The 19394-nt window shown below is 53.5% G+C and carries 14 protein-coding genes; 12 read left to right on the top strand and 2 right to left on the bottom strand.

Features of this window, described 5'->3' with window-relative positions; all coding sequences use genetic code 11:
* Nucleotides 1-16: 16 nt before the first annotated feature.
* Complete coding sequence (gene chrA / locus ACFOLF_RS03010; protein WP_210039885.1) at nucleotides 17-1228, bottom strand: chromate efflux transporter; 1212 nt, start codon at nucleotides 1226-1228, stop codon at nucleotides 17-19.
* 283 nt (nucleotides 1229-1511) lie between these two features.
* On the opposite strand from chrA, the gene ACFOLF_RS03005 reads away from it, so the two are divergent.
* From ACFOLF_RS03005 to ACFOLF_RS02985, 5 genes are read left to right on the top strand one after another with little or no spacing between them, the layout of a single operon-like run.
* Nucleotides 1512-2528: an NAD-dependent epimerase/dehydratase family protein gene (locus tag ACFOLF_RS03005; protein WP_210039886.1), complete on the top strand. Its 1017-nt coding sequence runs from the start codon at nucleotides 1512-1514 to the stop codon at nucleotides 2526-2528.
* The gene (locus ACFOLF_RS03000) at nucleotides 2528-3604 is read left to right on the top strand and encodes a dihydrodipicolinate synthase family protein (protein WP_210039887.1); all 1077 of its coding nucleotides are present in this window, start codon (nucleotides 2528-2530) and stop codon (nucleotides 3602-3604) included. The genes ACFOLF_RS03005 and ACFOLF_RS03000 overlap by 1 nt, the downstream gene beginning before the upstream one ends.
* A 35-nt stretch (nucleotides 3605-3639) precedes the next feature.
* Complete coding sequence (sdaAB, locus tag ACFOLF_RS02995; protein WP_210039888.1) at nucleotides 3640-4326, top strand: L-serine ammonia-lyase, iron-sulfur-dependent subunit beta; 687 nt, start codon at nucleotides 3640-3642, stop codon at nucleotides 4324-4326.
* The gene (gene sdaAA / locus ACFOLF_RS02990) at nucleotides 4323-5201 is read left to right on the top strand and encodes an L-serine ammonia-lyase, iron-sulfur-dependent, subunit alpha (protein WP_210039889.1); all 879 of its coding nucleotides are present in this window, start codon (nucleotides 4323-4325) and stop codon (nucleotides 5199-5201) included. Before sdaAB ends, sdaAA begins: the two co-directional genes overlap by 4 nt.
* 60 nt (nucleotides 5202-5261) lie before the next feature.
* Nucleotides 5262-6239, top strand: a complete 978-nt coding sequence (locus ACFOLF_RS02985) for a Gfo/Idh/MocA family protein (protein ID WP_210039890.1) — start codon at nucleotides 5262-5264, stop codon at nucleotides 6237-6239.
* Nucleotides 6240-6357: 118 nt separating this feature from the next.
* Here the strand turns inward: ACFOLF_RS02985 and ACFOLF_RS02980 are convergent, their stop codons facing one another.
* Nucleotides 6358-8520, bottom strand: a complete 2163-nt coding sequence (locus ACFOLF_RS02980; protein ID WP_210039891.1) for a heavy metal translocating P-type ATPase — start codon at nucleotides 8518-8520, stop codon at nucleotides 6358-6360.
* A 276-nt stretch (nucleotides 8521-8796) separates the two neighbouring features.
* Between ACFOLF_RS02980 and ACFOLF_RS02975 the strand changes: the two genes are divergently transcribed.
* The 7 genes from ACFOLF_RS02975 to ACFOLF_RS02945 all read left to right on the top strand — a co-directional run bounded on the left by ACFOLF_RS02975 (nucleotide 8797) and on the right by ACFOLF_RS02945 (nucleotide 19383).
* On the top strand, nucleotides 8797-9174 hold the full coding sequence (locus ACFOLF_RS02975; RefSeq protein WP_210039892.1) for an ArsR/SmtB family transcription factor: 378 nt from the start codon (nucleotides 8797-8799) through the stop codon (nucleotides 9172-9174).
* A 210-nt stretch (nucleotides 9175-9384) separates the two neighbouring features.
* Nucleotides 9385-10524 carry a GntR family transcriptional regulator gene (locus ACFOLF_RS02970; RefSeq protein ID WP_210040011.1) on the top strand — a complete coding sequence of 380 codons (1140 nt, stop codon included), beginning with the start codon at nucleotides 9385-9387 and terminating at the stop codon, nucleotides 10522-10524.
* 372 nt (nucleotides 10525-10896) lie between these two features.
* Nucleotides 10897-12336 (top strand): ABC transporter substrate-binding protein, encoded by a 1440-nt coding sequence (locus tag ACFOLF_RS02965; protein ID WP_210039893.1) that lies wholly within the window; start codon nucleotides 10897-10899, stop codon nucleotides 12334-12336.
* A gap of 95 nt (nucleotides 12337-12431) precedes the next feature.
* Nucleotides 12432-15383 carry an extracellular solute-binding protein gene (locus ACFOLF_RS02960; protein ID WP_379113323.1) on the top strand — a complete coding sequence of 984 codons (2952 nt, stop codon included), beginning with the start codon at nucleotides 12432-12434 and terminating at the stop codon, nucleotides 15381-15383.
* 140 nt (nucleotides 15384-15523) lie between these two features.
* Nucleotides 15524-16426: a carbohydrate ABC transporter permease gene (locus ACFOLF_RS02955; protein WP_379113361.1), complete on the top strand. Its 903-nt coding sequence runs from the start codon at nucleotides 15524-15526 to the stop codon at nucleotides 16424-16426.
* Between the two features lie 6 nt (nucleotides 16427-16432).
* Entirely contained in the window at nucleotides 16433-17305 is an 873-nt protein-coding gene (locus tag ACFOLF_RS02950; RefSeq protein ID WP_210039894.1) for a carbohydrate ABC transporter permease, read from the top strand.
* Between the two features lie 17 nt (nucleotides 17306-17322).
* Nucleotides 17323-19383: a YIP1 family protein gene (locus tag ACFOLF_RS02945; protein ID WP_210039895.1), complete on the top strand. Its 2061-nt coding sequence runs from the start codon at nucleotides 17323-17325 to the stop codon at nucleotides 19381-19383.
* Nucleotides 19384-19394: the final 11 nt, after the last annotated feature.

The raw sequence follows: 19394 nt of genomic DNA, 5'->3' as shown, positions 1-19394 counted from the left end.
CTCATGGCCTGCATGATTACATGCTCAAATAACCGATAAAAGTGCCGCCTGCCGCACCGGCGGCGGCAACGATCCATGGGGGCAGCTTCCAGAAAGACAGCATAATAAACAATACCGCGGCCAGGACAAAATCGACCGGGTTCAAAATGGCAGTGGTCCACAACGGATCATAAAGCGCAGCGAGGAGAAGACCTACAACAGCCGCGTTGACGCCGGTTAACGCGCCTTGAACGGCCGGCTTTTGGCGGAGTATGCTCCAATATGGCAGCGCTCCGACAATAAGCAAATAAGCGGGCAGGAAGATGGCAACGGTTGCTATGACAGCTCCGGATATGCCTTTGGCCATAGCCCCTAAATATCCGGCAAAGGTGAACAGTGGACCGGGAACCGCCTGGGCTGCGCCGTAACCAGCCATGAAGCTTTCCCTGCTGACCCAGCCCGCCGGCACCACTTCCTTCTCCAGCAGCGGGAGTACGACGTGGCCCCCGCCGAATACAAGAGCTCCTGCCCGGTAAAAGCTGTCAAACAGCGGCAGCATGCCATTGATTCCAAGCTGGCGCAGGAAGGGCAGCGCAACCAGAAGAACGGGGAATAACAGCAAACACAGGTTGCCGATGCTGCGGCTTACCGGTACAGCCATCGGGTGAATAGCGGGGACATCGCTATTCCGGTACATCACAACGCCGAGCAAGCCAGCGGCAATGATAACCGCCACCTGGCTGAATGCCGTCTGCCACAGCAATGTGACTGCCGCTGCGGCGATCGCCAGGGTAATGCGGCTCCGATCGGGCGCAAGCTTCTGACCCATGCCGAAGATGGCCTGGGCCACAACGGCGACAGCGACGATTTCGAGCCCGTGCAGCCACCCGGCGCCGCTGATATCCATGCCTTTCAGCAGAAAAGCGAACAGCACAAGGGCAATAACAGAGGGCAGTGTAAAACCGATCCAGGATACGATTCCCCCGATCAGTCCTCCCCGGATGATCCCGATTCCCATTCCTACCTGACTGCTTGCCGGTCCGGGAAGGAATTGGCACAAAGCCACCAAATCCCCGTAACTGCGTTCATCCATCCATTTACGCCTGCGTACGTATTCTTCATGAAAATAGCCAAGATGGGCGACAGGTCCCCCGAAGGAAGTCAGGCCAAGCCTTGTGGAAACCTGCAATAATTCAATAAGCACCTTTATTTTGCTCTTATTCGGGGAATTTGCTTCAACCGTTGCCATATGTATGTTTCTTCCTCCTCCTGTTTTCCTAACAAGTATACAACCCAATTGTAATGATGGTTTAAAATCACGGGAAAATTTCTGCAGATTTGAACAGGACAACTGCTGCGAGTGAAACCAGAAGCGAAAAAAACGAATGGAACGGAATGATTAAAGGCGCCTGCCAAGGCGTCTTTTTGTTCATTCATCAACAGCTATTAAAAGACAATTTAAAGATTTGTCTTAAATGAAGGAGCTTCATTATAATAAGCCTAACAACCATTGGAGAGGAGCTATCAAATCCATGAGAACCGTAGTTGAATTGGAATCCAGACTGGCTGAGCCATCCGAGAGCCTTGTGCGCGACCTGGCATCGGTTGACGGGGACATTATGATTCTGGGTGCAGGCGGCAAGATGGGACCCAGCCTTGCAAGACTGGCAATGAATGCAATCCGGGATGGAGGACTCGCGAAGCGGGTAATCGCCGTTTCCCGTTTCTCTGACGAGGCAGCAAGAGTCGAGCTGGAAGAAGCGGGAGTAGAGACAATCGCTTGCGATTTGCTCCAGGATGGCGAGCTTGGCAAGCTCCCGGATGCGGCGAATATCATCTATATGGCCGGCAATAAATTCGGCACAAAAGGCAGAGAATATTTCACATGGGCGATGAATGCCTATTTGCCGGGCAGAGTAGCGGACAAATATAAAGATTCCCGTATCGTCGTGTTTTCCTCCGGGAATGTGTATCCATTCTCTCCTGTCGGGAGCGGCGGCGTCAATGAGTCCGTTCCGCCGGGACCGATTGGCGAGTATGCGCAGTCTTGTCTTGGCAGGGAGCGCGTATTCGAATACTTCTCTCAATTGAACGGCACTCCGATGCTTATCTATCGGCTGAACTATGCGATTGATATGCGTTATGGCGTTCTGCTTGAGCTGGCCAAGTCTATTCAAGCGGGAAAACCGATCGACCTCACGATGGGCTATGCCAATGTCATCTGGCAGGGAGATGCGAACGCGATGGCTCTGCGCTCCCTGACCAAATGCTCAAATCCTCCTTCGATTCTGAATATTACCGGTCCGGAGACCATGTCCATCCGCTGGGCGGCACAAGAGCTTGCAGGCCGTCTCGGCAGCGAGGCCGTGTTTGCCGGCGTCGAGGCGGATACCGCTCTTCTCAGCAATGCATCCAGGTCCCATCAGCATTTCGGATATCCGCGGGTATCCCTGCTGCAGCTGATCGATTGGACGGCTGAATGGATTCAGGCCGGCGGGCAGACCTGGAACAAGCCGACTCACTTTCAGGAAAGAAGGGGAGACTTCTAATGACAGGTTCAGCGAGAGCATTGACTCCGGAGCTGCTGAAGGCGGTTCATGAGGGCATGGTTATACCGGCGCATCCACTCGCATTAGACGAGAACCGGAAGCTTGACGAGCGGCGGCAGCGGGCACTGACCCGGTATTATATGGCGTCGGGCTCCGGCGGCATTGCCGTGGGGGTTCACTCGACGCAGTTCGAGATCCGCGACAAGGCGTTTAATCTGTATGAGCCGGTCCTGAGGCTGGCGGCTGAGGAGGTTGATCTGGCCGGAATCAGCCGGCCCTTCATCAAGATAGCCGGCTTATGCGGACCGGCCGGGCAGGCGCTGGAAGAAGCGGGAACCGCATTGAAGCATGGCTACGATGCGGGTCTTCTCAGCATGGGCGGACTTGAGGGCTGGAGCGAGCAGGAGATTCTGACGCGGACCAGACAAGTGGCGGAGATCATCCCGGTCATCGGCTTCTACTTGCAGCCGTCTGTGGGCGGCAAGGTGTTCAGCTTCGGCTTCTGGCGCGAATTTGCCGAGATTCCGAATGTCATTGCCATCAAGATGGCTCCCTTCAACCGTTATCAGACCATTGATGTCGTCAGGGCGGTCTGCTATTCGAGCCGCCGGGATGATATCGCCCTGTATACGGGGAATGATGACAATATCATTAATGATTTGCTCAGCCGCTATCAGTTCATGGTGGACGGGAAGCCGGTGGAGAAGCAGATTGTCGGCGGGCTGCTGGGCCATTGGTCGGTCTGGACGCGGGAAGCGGTGAAGCTGCTGGAGGAAATCAAAAAGGTGCGCAGGCTGCCGGAAATTCCCCTGGAATGGCTGACACGGAACGTTCAGGTGACGGATTCCAATGCGGCATTCTTTGATTCCGCCCACCAATTTGCCGGATGCATTCCGGGCATTCATGAGGTGCTGCGCAGACAGGGACTGCTTCAAGGCACTTGGTGTCTCAATCCTCATGAGGTTCTATCTCCGGGACAAGCGGAAGAAATCGACCGGATCTATCAGGACTATCCGCATTTAAATGATGATGAATTTGTCAAAGAAAACCTGGGCAGCTGGCTTTCCCAAGCGTAATAATGCTTATTGATTGGTGGAAATGAGGGATAGGGATGCGCTTCAAGGATGTTTTCAGCATCATCGGGCCTGGAATGATCGGACCATCGAGCTCTCATACAGCGGGTGCCGCACGGCTTGGACGCGCAGCCCGCCGGTTGTTCGGGGCGATGCCCGTGCATGCCGAAATTGTCCTGTACGGTTCATTTGCCGAGACCTATCGCGGTCACGGGACGGATCTTGCCATAGTCGGCGGACTGCTCGATTTCAGTACGGATGATTCGCGGATCCGCCATTCTCTGGAGCTGGCGGAGTCGGCAGGCATGCAGGTTGTATTCCGCATAGGCACACAGCAGGCCGAGCATCCGAACACGGCCCTTATTATTCTCAGAGACGAACAGCACGAGGACCGGTTGACCGGCACTTCGATCGGAGGCGGGAATATCGAGATCATCGCCGTAAATGGCTTTGATGTCCGATTTTCCGCCCATTACCCGACATTATTGATCTTCCACGATGATTATCCCGGCATGCTGGCAGATATCACAACCATCATGAAAGCAAGGCAATTGAATATTGGCAATATGGATCTGGACCGAAAAAGCAGAAGCGGAGATGCATTGACGGTGATCGAAACGGATGAACCGGTTCCCCCGCAAGTGGCGGGACAAATTCTTGAGCTGACCCATGTTCACCGGGTCAGCCTTGTGGATCTGGCGCAAGGGAAGGAGGCAGCGCTGTGAATTTTGCATCCTTGCAGCAGCTGCAGGAGCGCTGTGAAGCCGACGGCCTTACAATGGGACGCTTGATGCTGCAGCAGCAGGCGCTGGAGACGGACAAGAATGAAGATGCTGTCTTCAGCCAGATGGCCGCCTATTACAAAATTATGAAAGAAGCCGTCCACAAAGGTCTGACAACCGATACGCTTTCCCGCAGCGGTCTGACGGGCGGTGACGCCAAACGTCTTCATGATTACGCCGGGAACGGAGAACCCTCGCTGGGCGGCAATGCTGCCGCAGCGATGACGTATGCGCTCGCCGTATCGGAAGTGAACGCTTCTATGGGGCGCATCGTCGCGACGCCGACAGCAGGCTCATGCGGGATCATTCCCGGCGTTTTCGTTCAATCCCAGGAACGTTTCGGGTGGGATGACAGCCTGCTTGTAGAAGGATTATTCGCAGCCGGGGCGATTGGCTATGTGATTGCGAACAATTCCTTTATCTCGGGCGCGGAAGGCGGCTGCCAGGCGGAGATTGGCTCTGCCATCGGCATGGCGGCCGGCGCGCTCACCGAGATGAGGGGAGGAACGCCCGCTCAAGCCGTCCATGCCGTCGGTCTAGCGCTGAAGAACTCGCTTGGCCTGATCTGCGACCCGGTGGGGGGACTGGTAGAGATTCCCTGCATTGTGCGCAACGGATTTGGAGCGGTCACCGCTCTTGCGGCGGCTGATATGGCACTGGCCGGCGTGCGCAGTGTCATTCCTTCGGATGAGGTGATCGATGTGATGCGCGAGGTGGGAACGGCAATGCCGGTGAAGCACAGGGAGACGGCCAAGGGCGGTCTTGCGCAGACTCCGACGGGGAAACGGATCATGAAGGAATTGTATGGCCGGGAATAAATCCGGAGCAGTTACAGTCGTGGAATCTTTTTTCTGGGGAAGGGGAGGCGGGAGCAGCAAATGTTAAAAGCAGCGATTATCGGAGCCGGGGGGATATCCGGCGACCATCTGAAGGCGATTTCGCAACTGGATGAGCTTGAGGCCGTCGCCATCGCGGATATCCGTGAAGCGGGTGCGGCGCAGGCTGCCGGCGATTATCATATCCGCGCGTATACGGATTACAATGAGATGCTCAGAGAGGAACAGCCGGATGTAGCAGTTATAACGCTGCCCCATTATTTGCATAAGGAAGCGGCTGTCGCCTGTGCGGAGCAGGGCTGCCATATCATGCTGGAGAAGCCGATGGGGCTTGATGTTGAAGAATGCGATCAAATGATAGAGTCGGCAAGGATGCATAGGGTCAAGCTGATGGTAGGCCATACCCAGCATTATTTTGCCGAGAACATCAAGGCCAAAGAGATTATTGCAAGCGGCGGGATTGGCGAGCTTGTCATGATTAATGATACGCGTCACGTCAATTATTATTTGCCCAATCGTCCCGACTGGTTCTTCGACCGCTCCAAGTCCGGCGGCGGGATATTCATGAATCTGGGCTCCCACTCGGTAGACAAGATCCAATGGCTGACGGACAGCTGTTTCACGCAGGTGAACGCAGCTCTCAGTTTTCATGGCACCAAAGGGGATATCGAGGGAAGCGGGGTCGCTTTTCTCCGTACCGCAAGCGGCATTCCTTGTACGATCAGCCAAAGCGGCTACGGCGGAGTGAACCGCAACGAGACGGAAATCATCGGCACTCGCGGCATGATCAAGCTGGCAACGGGAGTCGGTCTATGGATCAGCGAGGGAGGGAAATACCGCCTCGTTGAAGCCCCTCAGACTGTACTCCCGTTTGTCCTTCAGTACCGCGAGCTGCTGGAAAGCATTCAACACGATATAGAGCCTGCGTGTTCGGGGGAATATGCGCGCAGCGTAATCAGGATTGTTCAGGCCTTATATGAATCGGACCGTGCGGCAGAAGAAATTCATCCGGATAAATAGTAGACTGCTATCAAAAAACAGCCACCTGGCAGTTAATTGCTGCTGAATGGCTGTTTGTTGAATCATTAAACCTTTATCTCAAGTCTCGAATCGTGCACCGGTACTGCACAATGGCTGATCAGCCTGCTTTATCCCGGCGGCTGATCAATACCGTCAAGCTCACCAAAGTAACGAATATCGTGGCGCCCATATCCGATAATATAGCGATCCAAAGCGTCAGCCAGCCGGGGATCGTCAGCAGCAAAGCAATCAGCTTCAGTCCGAGAGCAACGGCAATATTAAAACGGATGACCGCATTGACCTGCTTGGCGATTCCGATGGCTTCCGGCAGCTTGCCCAGATGATCCTGCATAAGCACGATATCCGCCGTTTCGATGGCGCTGTCGGTTCCCTTGCCCATGGCGATGCCAAGCTGGGCGGAAGCAAGAGCGGGCGCATCGTTGATGCCGTCTCCGATCATCGCGACGCGGCCGCGGGCTGCCAGATCCTTGACAATCTTGACCTTATCCTCTGGCAGCAGACCGCTGAAACAGGAGGTGACGCCGACCATGTCAGCGACCTTCTCGGCCGTTTTTTGATGATCGCCTGTGAGCATGACGGTTTGGCGAATCCCGGCGCGGTGCAGCTTGCGGATGACGGCCGCGCTTTCTTCCCTGATCTCATCTGCAATGCCGAACATGCCGAGCACCCGGTCCTTATCCGCAGCCAGCACAAGAGTCAGGCCCTGCTCCTTGAGGCTGATGATTTGCGCAAGAATGTCGTCGGGAAGGCTGATATGGCCGATGCTCTGCTCGTTGCCCAGCCAATAGGTCTCGCCCCGGATCTCGGCTACGATGCCGCTTCCCGGGACGGTCCTGATTTCATCGGCTTCCGGCAGCTCGATGTTTCTTTGTGCAATGTCCTTCATAATGGCCTTGGCAAGTGGATGGGAGGAGGACTTCTCGATGGATCCTGCCACCTGGTAGAAGCGGGCTTCATCATACACGACCGCTTTCTCGACATGCGGCTCCCCTTTGGTTAAGGTTCCGGTCTTGTCGAAGGCAAGCGTATCGATTCGGCCCAGCTGTTCCAGGAAGACGCCGCCTTTAATGAGTATGCCGTTGCGCGCATTCCGTGTGATCCCCGATACGATAGCAATAGGCGAAGATAAAATGAGTGCGCAGGGGCATCCCACAATAAGCACAGCTAACCCCTGATACAGCCATTTGATCCAATCCCCTCCGTGGATCAAGGGAGGAACGATCATAACCAGCACAGCCGCAGCCATGATGGCGGGCGTATAATATTTGGCGAATTTATTGATAAAGAGCTCTGTAGGCGTTTTGGTTTCCTGGGCTTCCTCCACCAAATGCAAAATCGTGGCAAGCGACGAGTCCTCATAAGCTTTGTCAATCTGGACCCGCAGCACACCCTCATTATTAATGCTCCCGGCATACACAGGCTCGCCTGAGAATTTCTCCACAGGCAGCGATTCACCGGTAATGGCCGCTTCATTGACGGAGCTTTTGCCGTCCACGACTTTGCCGTCTGAAGGGATTTTTCCGCCTGGCTTAACAATGACGATATCGTTAACGGCGAGAGAGGCAATCGGAACGGTTTTCTCAACGCCATCCTCGAGTCTCACAGCTTCCTTGGGAGCGACCTTGAGAAGGGAGGCCATGGAACGCCGCGCTTTCTCCATGCCGAGGCCTTCAAGAATTTCATTGAGGCCAAACAGAATGGCGACAAGCGTTGCCTCCTTCCATTCTCCGATTGCGATGGCGCCAATGAGCGCAATGGTCATCAGCGTGTCGATCGTAAACCGCAGGGACCATAAATGGCGAAGTCCGCGAAGAAAGGTCGAGTACCCGCTCAGGACGGTAGCAAGCAGATACAAGCTGACCGGAACGGCTTCATGAGCGGAACCGTCGATGATGATTGCTGCGGCAAACAGGACAGCGGACAGGATAAGCAGCCTGATCGGACCTAACAAGCCATGCCCATGACTGTGTGAGTGGCTGTGGGAATGCCCGTCGCCATGCTCATGCTGGTGATCGTGTTCGCCATGGCTGTGCGCATGATCCTCATGCCCGTGATGACTCTCCTGCCCGCGTTCAATATAGGCGTGATCGGCTTTCAGAATGCTCTCCACTGCAGCGAAGGATATGCGCGGATCAAGCTTCAGTTTACCTGTATTGTAATGAAGCTCGGCCGTTTCGCCATATTCAAGACGTTTGAGCTGATTCTCGATTGCGAGCGCACAGTTGCCGCAGGAAAGACCTTTCACGCGATATTCCTTCATGGAGGATTCCCTCTTTCATAAATATATGAATACATGTTCATATGATACTCCGGATGCAGTTTCCTGTCAAACCCAATTCCATGAATATTATGCCTATTTTTTTGAATGATAACGTAAAATAACGAGAACGCCGTCAAGAGGACAATGCGGCTATTTCTTCTTATTTATTCAATGGAGCCATCTCCGGTTCATACAAGCTAAAGATATAGTTGGACACCCATTCTTCCCCAATGGAAACCCGGATGCTATAATAAGGAACAAATCTAAAAGTGGTTGGTGGATAACGTGACGGAGAAATTGATTCAGGATGCCTGTGACGAAGCATGCAGCGGAACGGCAGCGGATATAAGCTCCGTTAAAGCGAAGCTGGTCGACGATTCGGATGCATCGGAAATCGCGGATTTGTTCAAGACGCTGGGAGATCCGACCCGTGTCAAAATGATTCATGCCTTGTCCCAGAGCGAGCTGTGCGTTCACGACCTGACGCAGGTGCTGGACATGGGACAATCGGCCGTATCGCATCAGCTGCGGTTCCTGCGGAATAATCGGATCGTGAAGCGCCGCAAGGTCGGCAAGACTGTATTCTATTCCCTTGATGACAGTCATGTGGAGCAAATTTTCGTGCAGACGCTGGAGCATTTGAAGCATCATTAAATAGTTGAAAAAAAAGCATCGCCTTGTCACCAGGCGATGCTTTTTCTTGCTTTCCCCGATATTACCATTATTGACACGGTAAGGCAGCACAAAGTGAAGAAACAGATGGTCCCCTAAACTAATTTGATATATTTAATTTGCATTATAATCTTGGGATTTGATATAATCAATGGTGAATATGAATTTAGGAACGGACTGGAAGTGAGTGCTATGCAAGGCGAGAATAAGCCGTTGTACATGGTTATTATGGAGCGGCTTAAGGAGAAAATCAAATCGGGGGAATATGCGCCTGACCAGCAGCTTCCGACGGAAGTGGAGCTGGCGGAGCAGTCAGGCGTCAGCCGTATTACATCCAAGCGCGCATTGATCGAGCTGGAGCGCGAAGGGCTTATATACCGCATCAGGGGAAGCGGAAGCTATGTCAAGAAACAAGAGGGATTCATACCACCCGACCAGGGGGCTGTTCATTCGAACCGGATTATTTCCATGATATTGCCATATATGGCGACAAGCGAGCTTGATACGATAAAAGGGGCTTCGGATTATCTGGATGCCAAGGGCTATTACTTAAGCATTCATGACAGCAACTGGAGCAAGGACAAGGAGAAGGAGCTGCTGCTGAGAGTGCCGAAGAATGGCCCGAGCGGCATTATTTTGTATCCCATCAGCACGATCAGCAACGTTGACCTGATCCATGCGATTCACTGGAACGACTATCCGATCGTGACCATTGACCAATATTTTGAGAGTCTGCCGATCACAAGCGTCGTCTCGGATAATTTTGAGGGCGGTTATATGACGGCGAAGAGGCTCATTGAGCTGGGTCATGACCGGATTGCCTTTGTATCCAGCATCAGCATTGAATTCCGCAGCTCTGTCAGGGACCGCTATCAAGGGTACTGCAAGGCGCTCAAGGATCATAAAATAACAATCGATCCGGAGATTGTGGTGACGGATTTTTACCGGGACGTAACCGCCGCGAACAGCAAAACGTTCTATAAAGAAATGATGGCGAAGCTTATTCAGTCCGGCGTGACGGCTGTTCAGACCGAGCATGACCATCTGGCTGTGGATCTTCTCAAAAATGTGCTGGAGATGGGCGTCCAGGTTCCTGAGCAGCTGTCTATTGTAGGCTTCGATGACCATTTGATTGCCCAGCATGTTGAAGTGCCGTTAACGACAATTGCCCAGAATTATAATGAAATTGGCCGCAAGGCGGCGGAATTGATCGTCCAGCTGATCGAACGGACAGATACCGGGCATCACAGCGTCAAAGTGCCTGTCCGCTGGGTGGAAAGGGACTCAAGCGGCCGCCCTTCCGATATTTTGACCGTGCAGGGCCACTCTTGAAAACGAGTGGAAGCTGAAGTTTTATAGGTGCGAAAGTAAGAAACCGCCGACCGCGATGGTCGGCGGTTTTTTCATTGAGTATAACAAAATAGATAAAATATAAAATAAAGTATATTCTATATTTACAAAAAATAAATACCCGATTATAATAACTTCTGTAAGCGATGATTAGAGTATATCTAATTACATAAGTCAGTTTCCACGAGGGTCTTATCGCTTATGCTCATTATGTTCTTGGCTTGTAAGCGCATTCTACTTTTCATCCGGGTGTGACAAGGAGGGAGAAGCTTAAGTTTCCATGCTTTCGGGTTCGTCTGCTCATGCTTAAGGTTTTTAAAATTTCGATCCTAAACGGATGATGGGGGATTTTAAATGAAAAAGTTCAATTGGCTCTCTTCGCTGCTCATCGTATTGATCGTTATGGTTACGGCAGCAGGCTGTTCCAGCAATAATGCAGGTAGCGGCGGCAATACGGGCGCGGAGGAACCGGCGGCAGCGAATAACGCGGCTCCGGCCAATGAAGCGGCAGCGCCTGAGGAAGCAGCGGCTCCCGAGGAACCGGCAGCGCCGGCGGAAAAGACCTTTGATCTCCAGGGAGCTCCCGTGAAAATCGGCGTATGGTATGACGATGCCGATCCACGTACGATCGCGGAGAAAGGCCCTGCGGAAGAAGCGCAGATCAAATTGATCGAAGCGGCCGAGAAAAAATATAACACAAAAATTGAATTCGTAAAATTCGCCGACTATGGCAAATATGTGGAAAACTTCACTACAACTTCGCTTTCCGGAACGCCTTTCGCGGATATCGTCCTGCTTGAGCTGTTCTGGGCGTTCCCGCAGCTGGTCAACAAGGAATTTATCCAGCCCGTAGACGAGTATCTGGATCTGAGCGATGCCAAATACATCAGCTGGATGAAAAACGGCGGCAGCTACAAGGGCAAGCAGTACGGAATGACGGATTCCGCTCCTTCCCCTTACGGCATGTACTATAACAAAACGCTGGTGCAGAAGCTGGGTCTGGAAGATCCGTACGAGCTGCAGCAAAAAGGGGAATGGACGTGGGATAAATTCCGCGAATTCGCCAAATCGGGAACCAAAGACACCAATGGCGACGGTAAAACGGATGTATTCGGCCTTGCCGGCGCGTACGGCAAAACCAAAGCTTTGGCCGAGCAGCTGGTGTACACGAACAAAGGCGCCCTGGATAAAGACGCAGCCGGCGAAATCAAGTTCTCCATGAACAGCGAGAATACGATACAGGCGCTGCAGTTTGTCTCCGATCTCTACAACACGGATAAGTCGATTATGCAGCCTGTTCCAGAAGACGCCAGCAAGGAATTTATCGCAGGCAAAGGCCTCATCTATGCAGGATTCAGCTGGGAGCTTGGAACGCTGCTGGACAGCATGAAGGACCAGGAGATCGGTTATGTGTTCTTTCCGAAAGGCCCGAAAGCCGATAAATACGTTTCGTACACGCCTTTTGGCAACATGTTTATGGTATCGAAGTATTCGAAGAATGCGGAAGCTGCTGCCAGGATTATGGATGAGATCAGCCTTCATGACGAGGGCAGACAATTGGCTAAGCAGTCATGGGAATCCTCCTATCCGAGCAAAGAGTCGCTCGATACGCGGACTCAGATGGCCGACAGCATTGAGTATATCTCTTACTACGGCGTGCCGGACGGCGAGAAGCTGTTCGAAGGCGTTGTAACGGATATCACGACAGGCAAAGTATCGCCGGCAACCGCAGTGGATAAAGTGAAACCGCAGTTCGAGGCCAATATCAACAAGCTGCTGCAGGACAGCAAATAAAGCATAGCTCTTGAGCTGAGCCCCTGATCCAAAGTTTACTGTCAAAAGGGGAGCTTGCGGATTAGGGGTACTGCTCAAGAGGAGGGGGAAACCAAGTGCGGCGACCAATCGTGAAAGTGACTGCTTTACTGCTGCTTCTGTCCGTGGCGGTATATGCCTCCTTCTCCATGCGGGGCGGGGCATCCCGGCAAACGGAGACCGCGGCTGCCGCGGCTGCGGCCGATCTGGACCTGACAGCCTTGACCGGTTCGTTCAAAAAAGGCGGATATGACGAGTATCTGTCCAAACAAAGCAGCACAGGCGCATCCGCTGAGGAAGTTGTCATTGAAGGAGAGAATTACAGCGAGACGAAAGGGATGGACGCTGCCGTACTTGAGAATTACGAGGGCAGGCAGGGCAAAGCCGTAAAAACCGGAGATGCGGGTACGATCTCCTGGGCATTCGAGGTCAGTCAGGACGGCCTATATAACGTAAAGATGAATATGTATACGGAACCTGGCAAGGAATCGGACATTGAACGGGAGCTGCGGATTGACGGGAACCTTCCTTTTAACGAAGCGAGAAGCATAACGTTCAACCGGATATGGACCAATGAGCAGCAGTCCTTCGAACGTGACGACCGCGGGAATGATCTTGCTCCCAATCAAGTGGAAATGCCGATGTGGCAGGATACCGTAATCAAAGATGGTACCGGCTTTTACGAGGAGCCATTTTTATTTTATTTCTCCAAAGGCAAGCATACCCTGTCGTTGACCTCCGTGAAGGAACCTCTCGTCATCGATCAGCTGAAGCTGTCCAAACCGCAAACAACGCCTTCCTATCAGGAAGTGGCGAGCAGGTATAAAGCAGAAGGCTATGGACCGGCCAAGGCAGTGTCCATCAAGCTGCAGGCCGAACAGGCCTTGTACAAATCAACGCCGAATCTCCTTCCTTACAATGACCGGTCCAGTCCCGCTCTGGAGCCTTTCCATGTCTCCAAGCAGCGCAATAACGCGATGGGCGGCTGGGCCTGGAGACTGCCGGGACAATGGATCGAATGGGAAATCGATGTGCCGGAGGATGCGCTGTATCAGATTGCGCTCAAAAACAGGCAAAATACGCTGCGCGGAATGTCCGCGCTGCGCACCCTCTATATCGACGGCGAGCTGCCATTTGAAGAGCTGCGGTATATCGCCTTTCCATATAGCCCGTCCTGGCAGATGAAGGTGATCGGCTCCGGCAAGGATGAGCCGTACTTGTTCCATCTGACCAAAGGCAAGCACCGGATCCGCATGGAGGTCACTTTGGGCGAGCTGGCGCCGATTCTGAGGTCGGTGGAGTCCAGCATTCTTGAGCTGAATGCTATGTACCGCCAAATTATCAGCTATACCGGTACCGTTCCGGATACATATCGCGACTATAATCTCGAGCAGAGAATTCCGGCGATGGCGGAAGTGTTCCGCAAGCAGAGCGCGCAGCTTGCGGCCATTGCAAAACGGATGGAAGGGTCGTCGGGAGAAGGCAATGAGCGTACAGCCATTATTAATACGATCGCCTATCAATTGGAGGATATGGCCGGCAACCCGGAATCGGTTCCTTCGCGGATCGATGCCTTCAAGACCAATGTCGGCGCGCTGGGCTCGTGGATGCTCACCGTTAACGAACAGCCGCTGTCTCTGGATTATTTGATGGTCAGCACGCCGGGTGCAGAGCTTCCCGATCCCGATGCCGGCGCTTGGACGAAGCTGATGTCAGGAACGAAGGCTTTTCTGGCTTCCTTTTATGAGAATTATGATGATTTCTCAGGCGAGGACCAGGGCGGCGAAAGCGTATCGGTCTGGGTCACCTCGGCGCGCGACCAGGCGCAGGTCATTAAACGTCTGGTGGATGACAATTTCACCGCCAATACCGGCATTCATGTGAATTTGAAGCTGGTAAGCGCCGACGTTCTGCTTCCATCGACGGTTGCGGGCAAAGGGCCGGATATCGCTCTGCAGGTCGGCAATGATTTGCCGGTGAACTATGCCAGCCGCAGCGCGCTTGAGGATTTGTCCGGCTTCTCCGATTTTGAGCAGGTGCGGGAGCAGTTTGACGAAAGCGCCATGGTACCGTACGAGTACAACGGAAGCTATTACGCCCTGCCGGAGCAGCAGACCTTCCCGATGCTGTTCTACAGAACGGATATTCTGGAAAATGAGCTGCATCTTGCGGTGCCGCAGACCTGGGAGGATGTGTACGGCATGCTGCCGACGCTGCAGAAGCATAATCTGCAGTTCGGTCTCCCGCAGAAGCCGCTCGATTCACTGGGGAATGATCTGGTCACAACCAACATCATCACACTGCCGCCTAACCCGGCCATGGCGATGTTCCTGTTCCAGCATGGGGGAGAATTCTACAAGGATGGCGGGATGGCGAGCGGTCTGGATTCGGAAACGGCCATCCAGCAGTTCAAGCAGTGGACGGACTTCTATGTGAATTATAAAATTCCGATTGCCGCGGATTTCGCAAACCGGTTCCGGACAGGCGAAATGCCGATCGGTATTGTCGATTACACGATGTATAACAAGCTGAGCGTATTTGCGCCGGAGATCAAGGGTCTGTGGTCCTTTGCCCCTGTGCCGGGAACCGCTGCCGGAGATGGCACGATTCACCGCGAGGTGGGCAGCGGCGGATCGTCAGCCGTCATGTTCAAGGGTACGAAGAACAAGGAGGCGGCCTGGGCGTTCATGAAATGGTGGACGGGCACAGACACGCAAGTTGCCTTCGGACGCCAGATGGAAATCCGCATGGGCGCGGCGGCCAGATATCCGACAGCCAATATGGAGGCGCTTGGCAGGCTGCCGTGGCCGACCAGGGATTTTCAGAAGCTGAAGGAACAAATGCAGTGGGTGCAGGGGATTCCTGAAGTGCCCGGCGGCTATTTGACCGGTCGCAATATCGATAATGCGTTCCGCAGAGTGGTTGTTCAAGGGGACGATCCGCGCGAGACGATGGAAAACTATGTGCGCACGATGAACGACGAGATCACCCTGAAGCGCAAAGAATTCAATCTTCCCTATGAGGAGTAGTTCATAAAAACGCGCGGATGCCGAGCTTTCTAAACGAACTATTGAGAAATGAGGGACTCGAAATGAAACCGCAGGCGGCAGAACGCTCCCTCATGGGGAGAACGGGTATTCCAGGCAGGCAAAAGCCGGGCAATTTGTTGATGTCCAGGTGGACGCGCCTGTTTATCGAAATGAAAAAAAACAAGCATGCTTATGTGCTCATGGCGCCATATTTTATTATTTTCGGCACATTTACGATCGTCCCGGTCCTGCTGTCGCTGGTGCTGAGCTTTACGAACTACAATCTGCTGGAGGCGCCGAAGTGGATCGGCTGGCAGAACTATGCGCGTCTGTTCGTTCAGGATGACATCTTCCTGATCGCGGTCAAGAATACGTTCCTGTTCGCCGCCATAACCGGACCGATCAGCTATCTGGCCTGCTTCCTGTTCGCATGGCTGATCAATGAGCTGCGTCCGAAGCTGCGCGCCCTTCTGACGCTGATTCTGTATGCCCCGTCGATTGCGGGAAACACCTACCTGATCTGGCAGCTGCTGTTTGCCAGCGATTCGTACGGTTACGCGAATTCCTTCCTGATGAAGTGGGGAATCATCCTGGAGCCGATTCAATGGCTGCAGGACCCCCGCTACGTGCTGGGGATTCTGATCATGGTGCAGCTGTGGCTCAGTCTGGGAACGGCATTCCTCGCTTTTATCGCCGGGCTGCAGAATGTGGACCGTACTTTATATGAAGCGGGAAGCATCGACGGCATCCGCAACCGCTGGCAGGAGCTGTGGTTTATTACCCTGCCGGCCATGCGGCCGCAGCTGATGTTCGGGGCGGTCATCCAGATTTCGCTGGCCTTCTCCGTCGCCGAAATTTCGATCTACCTGATCGGCTTCCCGAGCGTCGACTATTCCGCCCACACGATTGTCACGCATCTGGTGGATTACGGCTCCATCCGGTTTGAAATGGGTTATGCCTCGGCCATTGCCACCGTATTGTTTAGCATTATGCTCGGCGCGAATCTTCTGACTCAGAAGCTGCTGGCCAAAGTGGGTGAATAGAAGAAAATGAGACTGACATTCAAGCTGCCCAAAAGACTGAACCGATCGTGGACGGGGGATATTCTGCTGTTTCTGCTGCTTGCAGGGGTTGCCTGCTTCATGGCGCTGCCGCTGGTGTTCACGGTAAGCAACGCGTTCAAGCCGCTGGATGAAATTTTCTCGTTTCCTCCGAAGCTGTTCGTACGCAATCCGACCTTCAAGAACTTTACGGATCTGGTCGGCATCTTCAGCGATTCCTGGGTTCCGTTCTCCAGATATGTGTTCAACACGTTTTTTATTGCCATCGTGGGTACCGTAGGCCATGTCATTCTGGCCTCGGCTGCGGCTTATCCGCTTGCCAAGCTCCATTTTCCGGGTAAACGGATTTTGTTCGGGGCCGTGGTGCTTTCCCTGATGTTCACGGCTTATGTTACCCAGGTGCCGAACTATATGATCATCTCCATGCTGGGTCTGATCAACACCTTCTGGGCCATTCTGCTGCCGGCCTTCGGGATGACCCTGGGCCTGTACCTGATGAAGCAGTTTATGGAGCAAATTCCCGACGCGCTGCTGGAAGCGGCCAAGATCGACGGGGCCAGCGAGTACCGGATCTACTGGCAGATTGTCATGCCGATCGTCAGGCCTGCATGGCTGACGCTCATTATTTTTTCCCTGCAGAATTTATGGACGAACGGCTCGGTGACCAGTCACAAATATATTTACAGCGAGCAGCTCAAGACGGTTGACTACGTATTCGGACAAATCGCAAGCGGCGGCCTTGCAAGGACGGGACCCGTGGCAGCTGTAACGCTGCTCATGATGCTCGTGCCGATCACCGTATTCATCGTGACGCAGAGCAACATCATTCAGACGATGTCCACATCGGGGCTGAAGGAATAGCAGGGGGGGAGCTAAAGATGAAACGAATCATCGCCGCATTATTTATCATGACGCTCTTGATCGGTGTGACCGCTCCTGTTACGGCCTCCGCAAGCGATACCTATAATTATTCCTATTGGGGCGATCCCGTCCCTTCGCCGAATCCCTATACGCTCGGCAGGGTGATGGGCGGAGACGATTGGAATATCGGACCGCTGTCCTCGCCGCAGGACCTGTTCGTCGGACCGGGCAATCAAGTATACATAGCCGATACGGGGAACAACCGGATTGTTGTGCTGGATGAACAGCTGCAGATCTCTGCGGTGTTCCGGGAATTCGATAATAACGGCAGCAAGGACGGGTTCAACCAGCCGGAAGGTGTTTTCAGCGATGAAGAGGGCCATATTTATGTGGCGGATACCCAGAACCGCCGATTGGTTGAGCTCACGAGCGAAGGCCGCTTGGTCCGTATCGTGGACGAACCCAAATCAACGCTTCTGCGCGAAGGCTTCCAGTATATCCCGATTAAAGTGGCCATGGATAAAGCGCTGCGGATTTATGTCGTCAGCCGCGGCTCCTATGAAGGCATCATGGAATTCGACGCGGACGGCCTCTTCAATGGATTCATTGGCACCAACCGGGTGAAATTCAGTCCTGCCGATCTGTTCTGGAAGCGGATTTCCACCAAAGCCCAGCGCCAGCAGATGGAGCAGTTTATTCCGCTGGAGTTCAACAATCTGGATATCGACGGGGATGGGTTTATCTATACCTCGACCTCGGAGGAAAATTCCGATCAGCCGATCAAACGGCTGAATCCGTCAGGCGTGGATATTTTGCGCAGCAAGGGCTATTTTCCGCCGAAGGGGGATATCGGGACGCTTGAGACAGGCAGTTCACCGGGCAGCTCGATCTTCGTCGATATCATCTCGGATGAAGGCGGCATGTACAGCGCGCTGGATTCCAAGCGGGGCCGGATCTTCACCTACGACAAGGACGGCAATCTGCTGTACCAATTCGGCGGGCTCGGCAGCCAGCAGAGCAAATTCCGCACCCCTGCCGCGATTGAAATGCTGGGAGGCAGCATGCTGGTGCTGGACAAGGACAATAACCGGCTGTCCGTCTTCGAGCCGACCCCCTATGGCAGCTGGATCCGCGATGCTGTCGTCTCGCTCTATAACGGCAGGACGGATCAATCGACCGCAGCATGGAAGAAGGTGCTGCAGCTTAACGGCAATTTCGATGTCGCTTATATCGGCATTGGCAAGTCCCTGCTCAAGCAGGGCGATAACCGGGCGGCGATGGATTATTTCAAGCTGGGCAACAACCGGGAGTATTATTCGGAAAGCTTCAAGCGGTACCGCAAGGATGTCGTGTTCGCCCATTTCGGTACCATCGTGCTCGTTATCGCGCTGCTGGCTGCAGGCCTGGTCACGGCTGTGAAGCTAGGAGGCCGCAGGAAATCCGCCGGTCAATACGAGCGGGAATTCGGGATCATCCAGAATCCGTTCTATACGATGATTCATCCCTTTAACGGATTTTGGGAGATGAAATACGAGCATAAGGGAAGAATCAAGGTTGCGCTTGGCATTGTGGTCCTGCTGGTCATTGCCACGATTGTCAGAAGGCAGTACAGCGGCTTTGTCGTCAACTTCAACAACCCGGAGCAGCTGAGCAGCCTGGATGAATTGAAATTTATCGTGCTGCCGTTCCTGCTGTGGTGCGTGGCCAACTGGTCTCTGACCACGCTGATGGACGGGGAAGGCAAATTCAAGGAAATCGTCATGGCGACCGCTTATTCCCTGCTTCCTCTTGTCATCATCTATACTCCGCAAACACTGTACAGCAATATGATTACCAGCGGTGAAAGCGCGTTTTATTATCTGCTGGATGCGCTGGCGATCATATGGTTCATCTGGCTGCTCTTTACCGGCACAATGACGGTTCATCAATATTCCGCCGGCAAAACGGTCGTAACGATGCTGCTCACGCTTGTCGTGATCGGGATCATTATTTTCCTGGGCGTTCTGTTCTTCAGCATGCTTCAGCAAATGATCAGCTTTGCCGCTTCCGTCTACAAGGAAATCTCATTCAGATTGTAATCAGCTGGGAA

This window comes from Paenibacillus sepulcri (assembly GCF_042647105.1).
Classification (GTDB): Bacteria; Bacillota; Bacilli; order Paenibacillales; family Paenibacillaceae; genus Paenibacillus_Z; species Paenibacillus_Z sepulcri.
The sequence above is the reverse complement of the archived record's forward strand: the minus strand, read 5'-3'. Positions and strand labels throughout refer to the sequence as shown.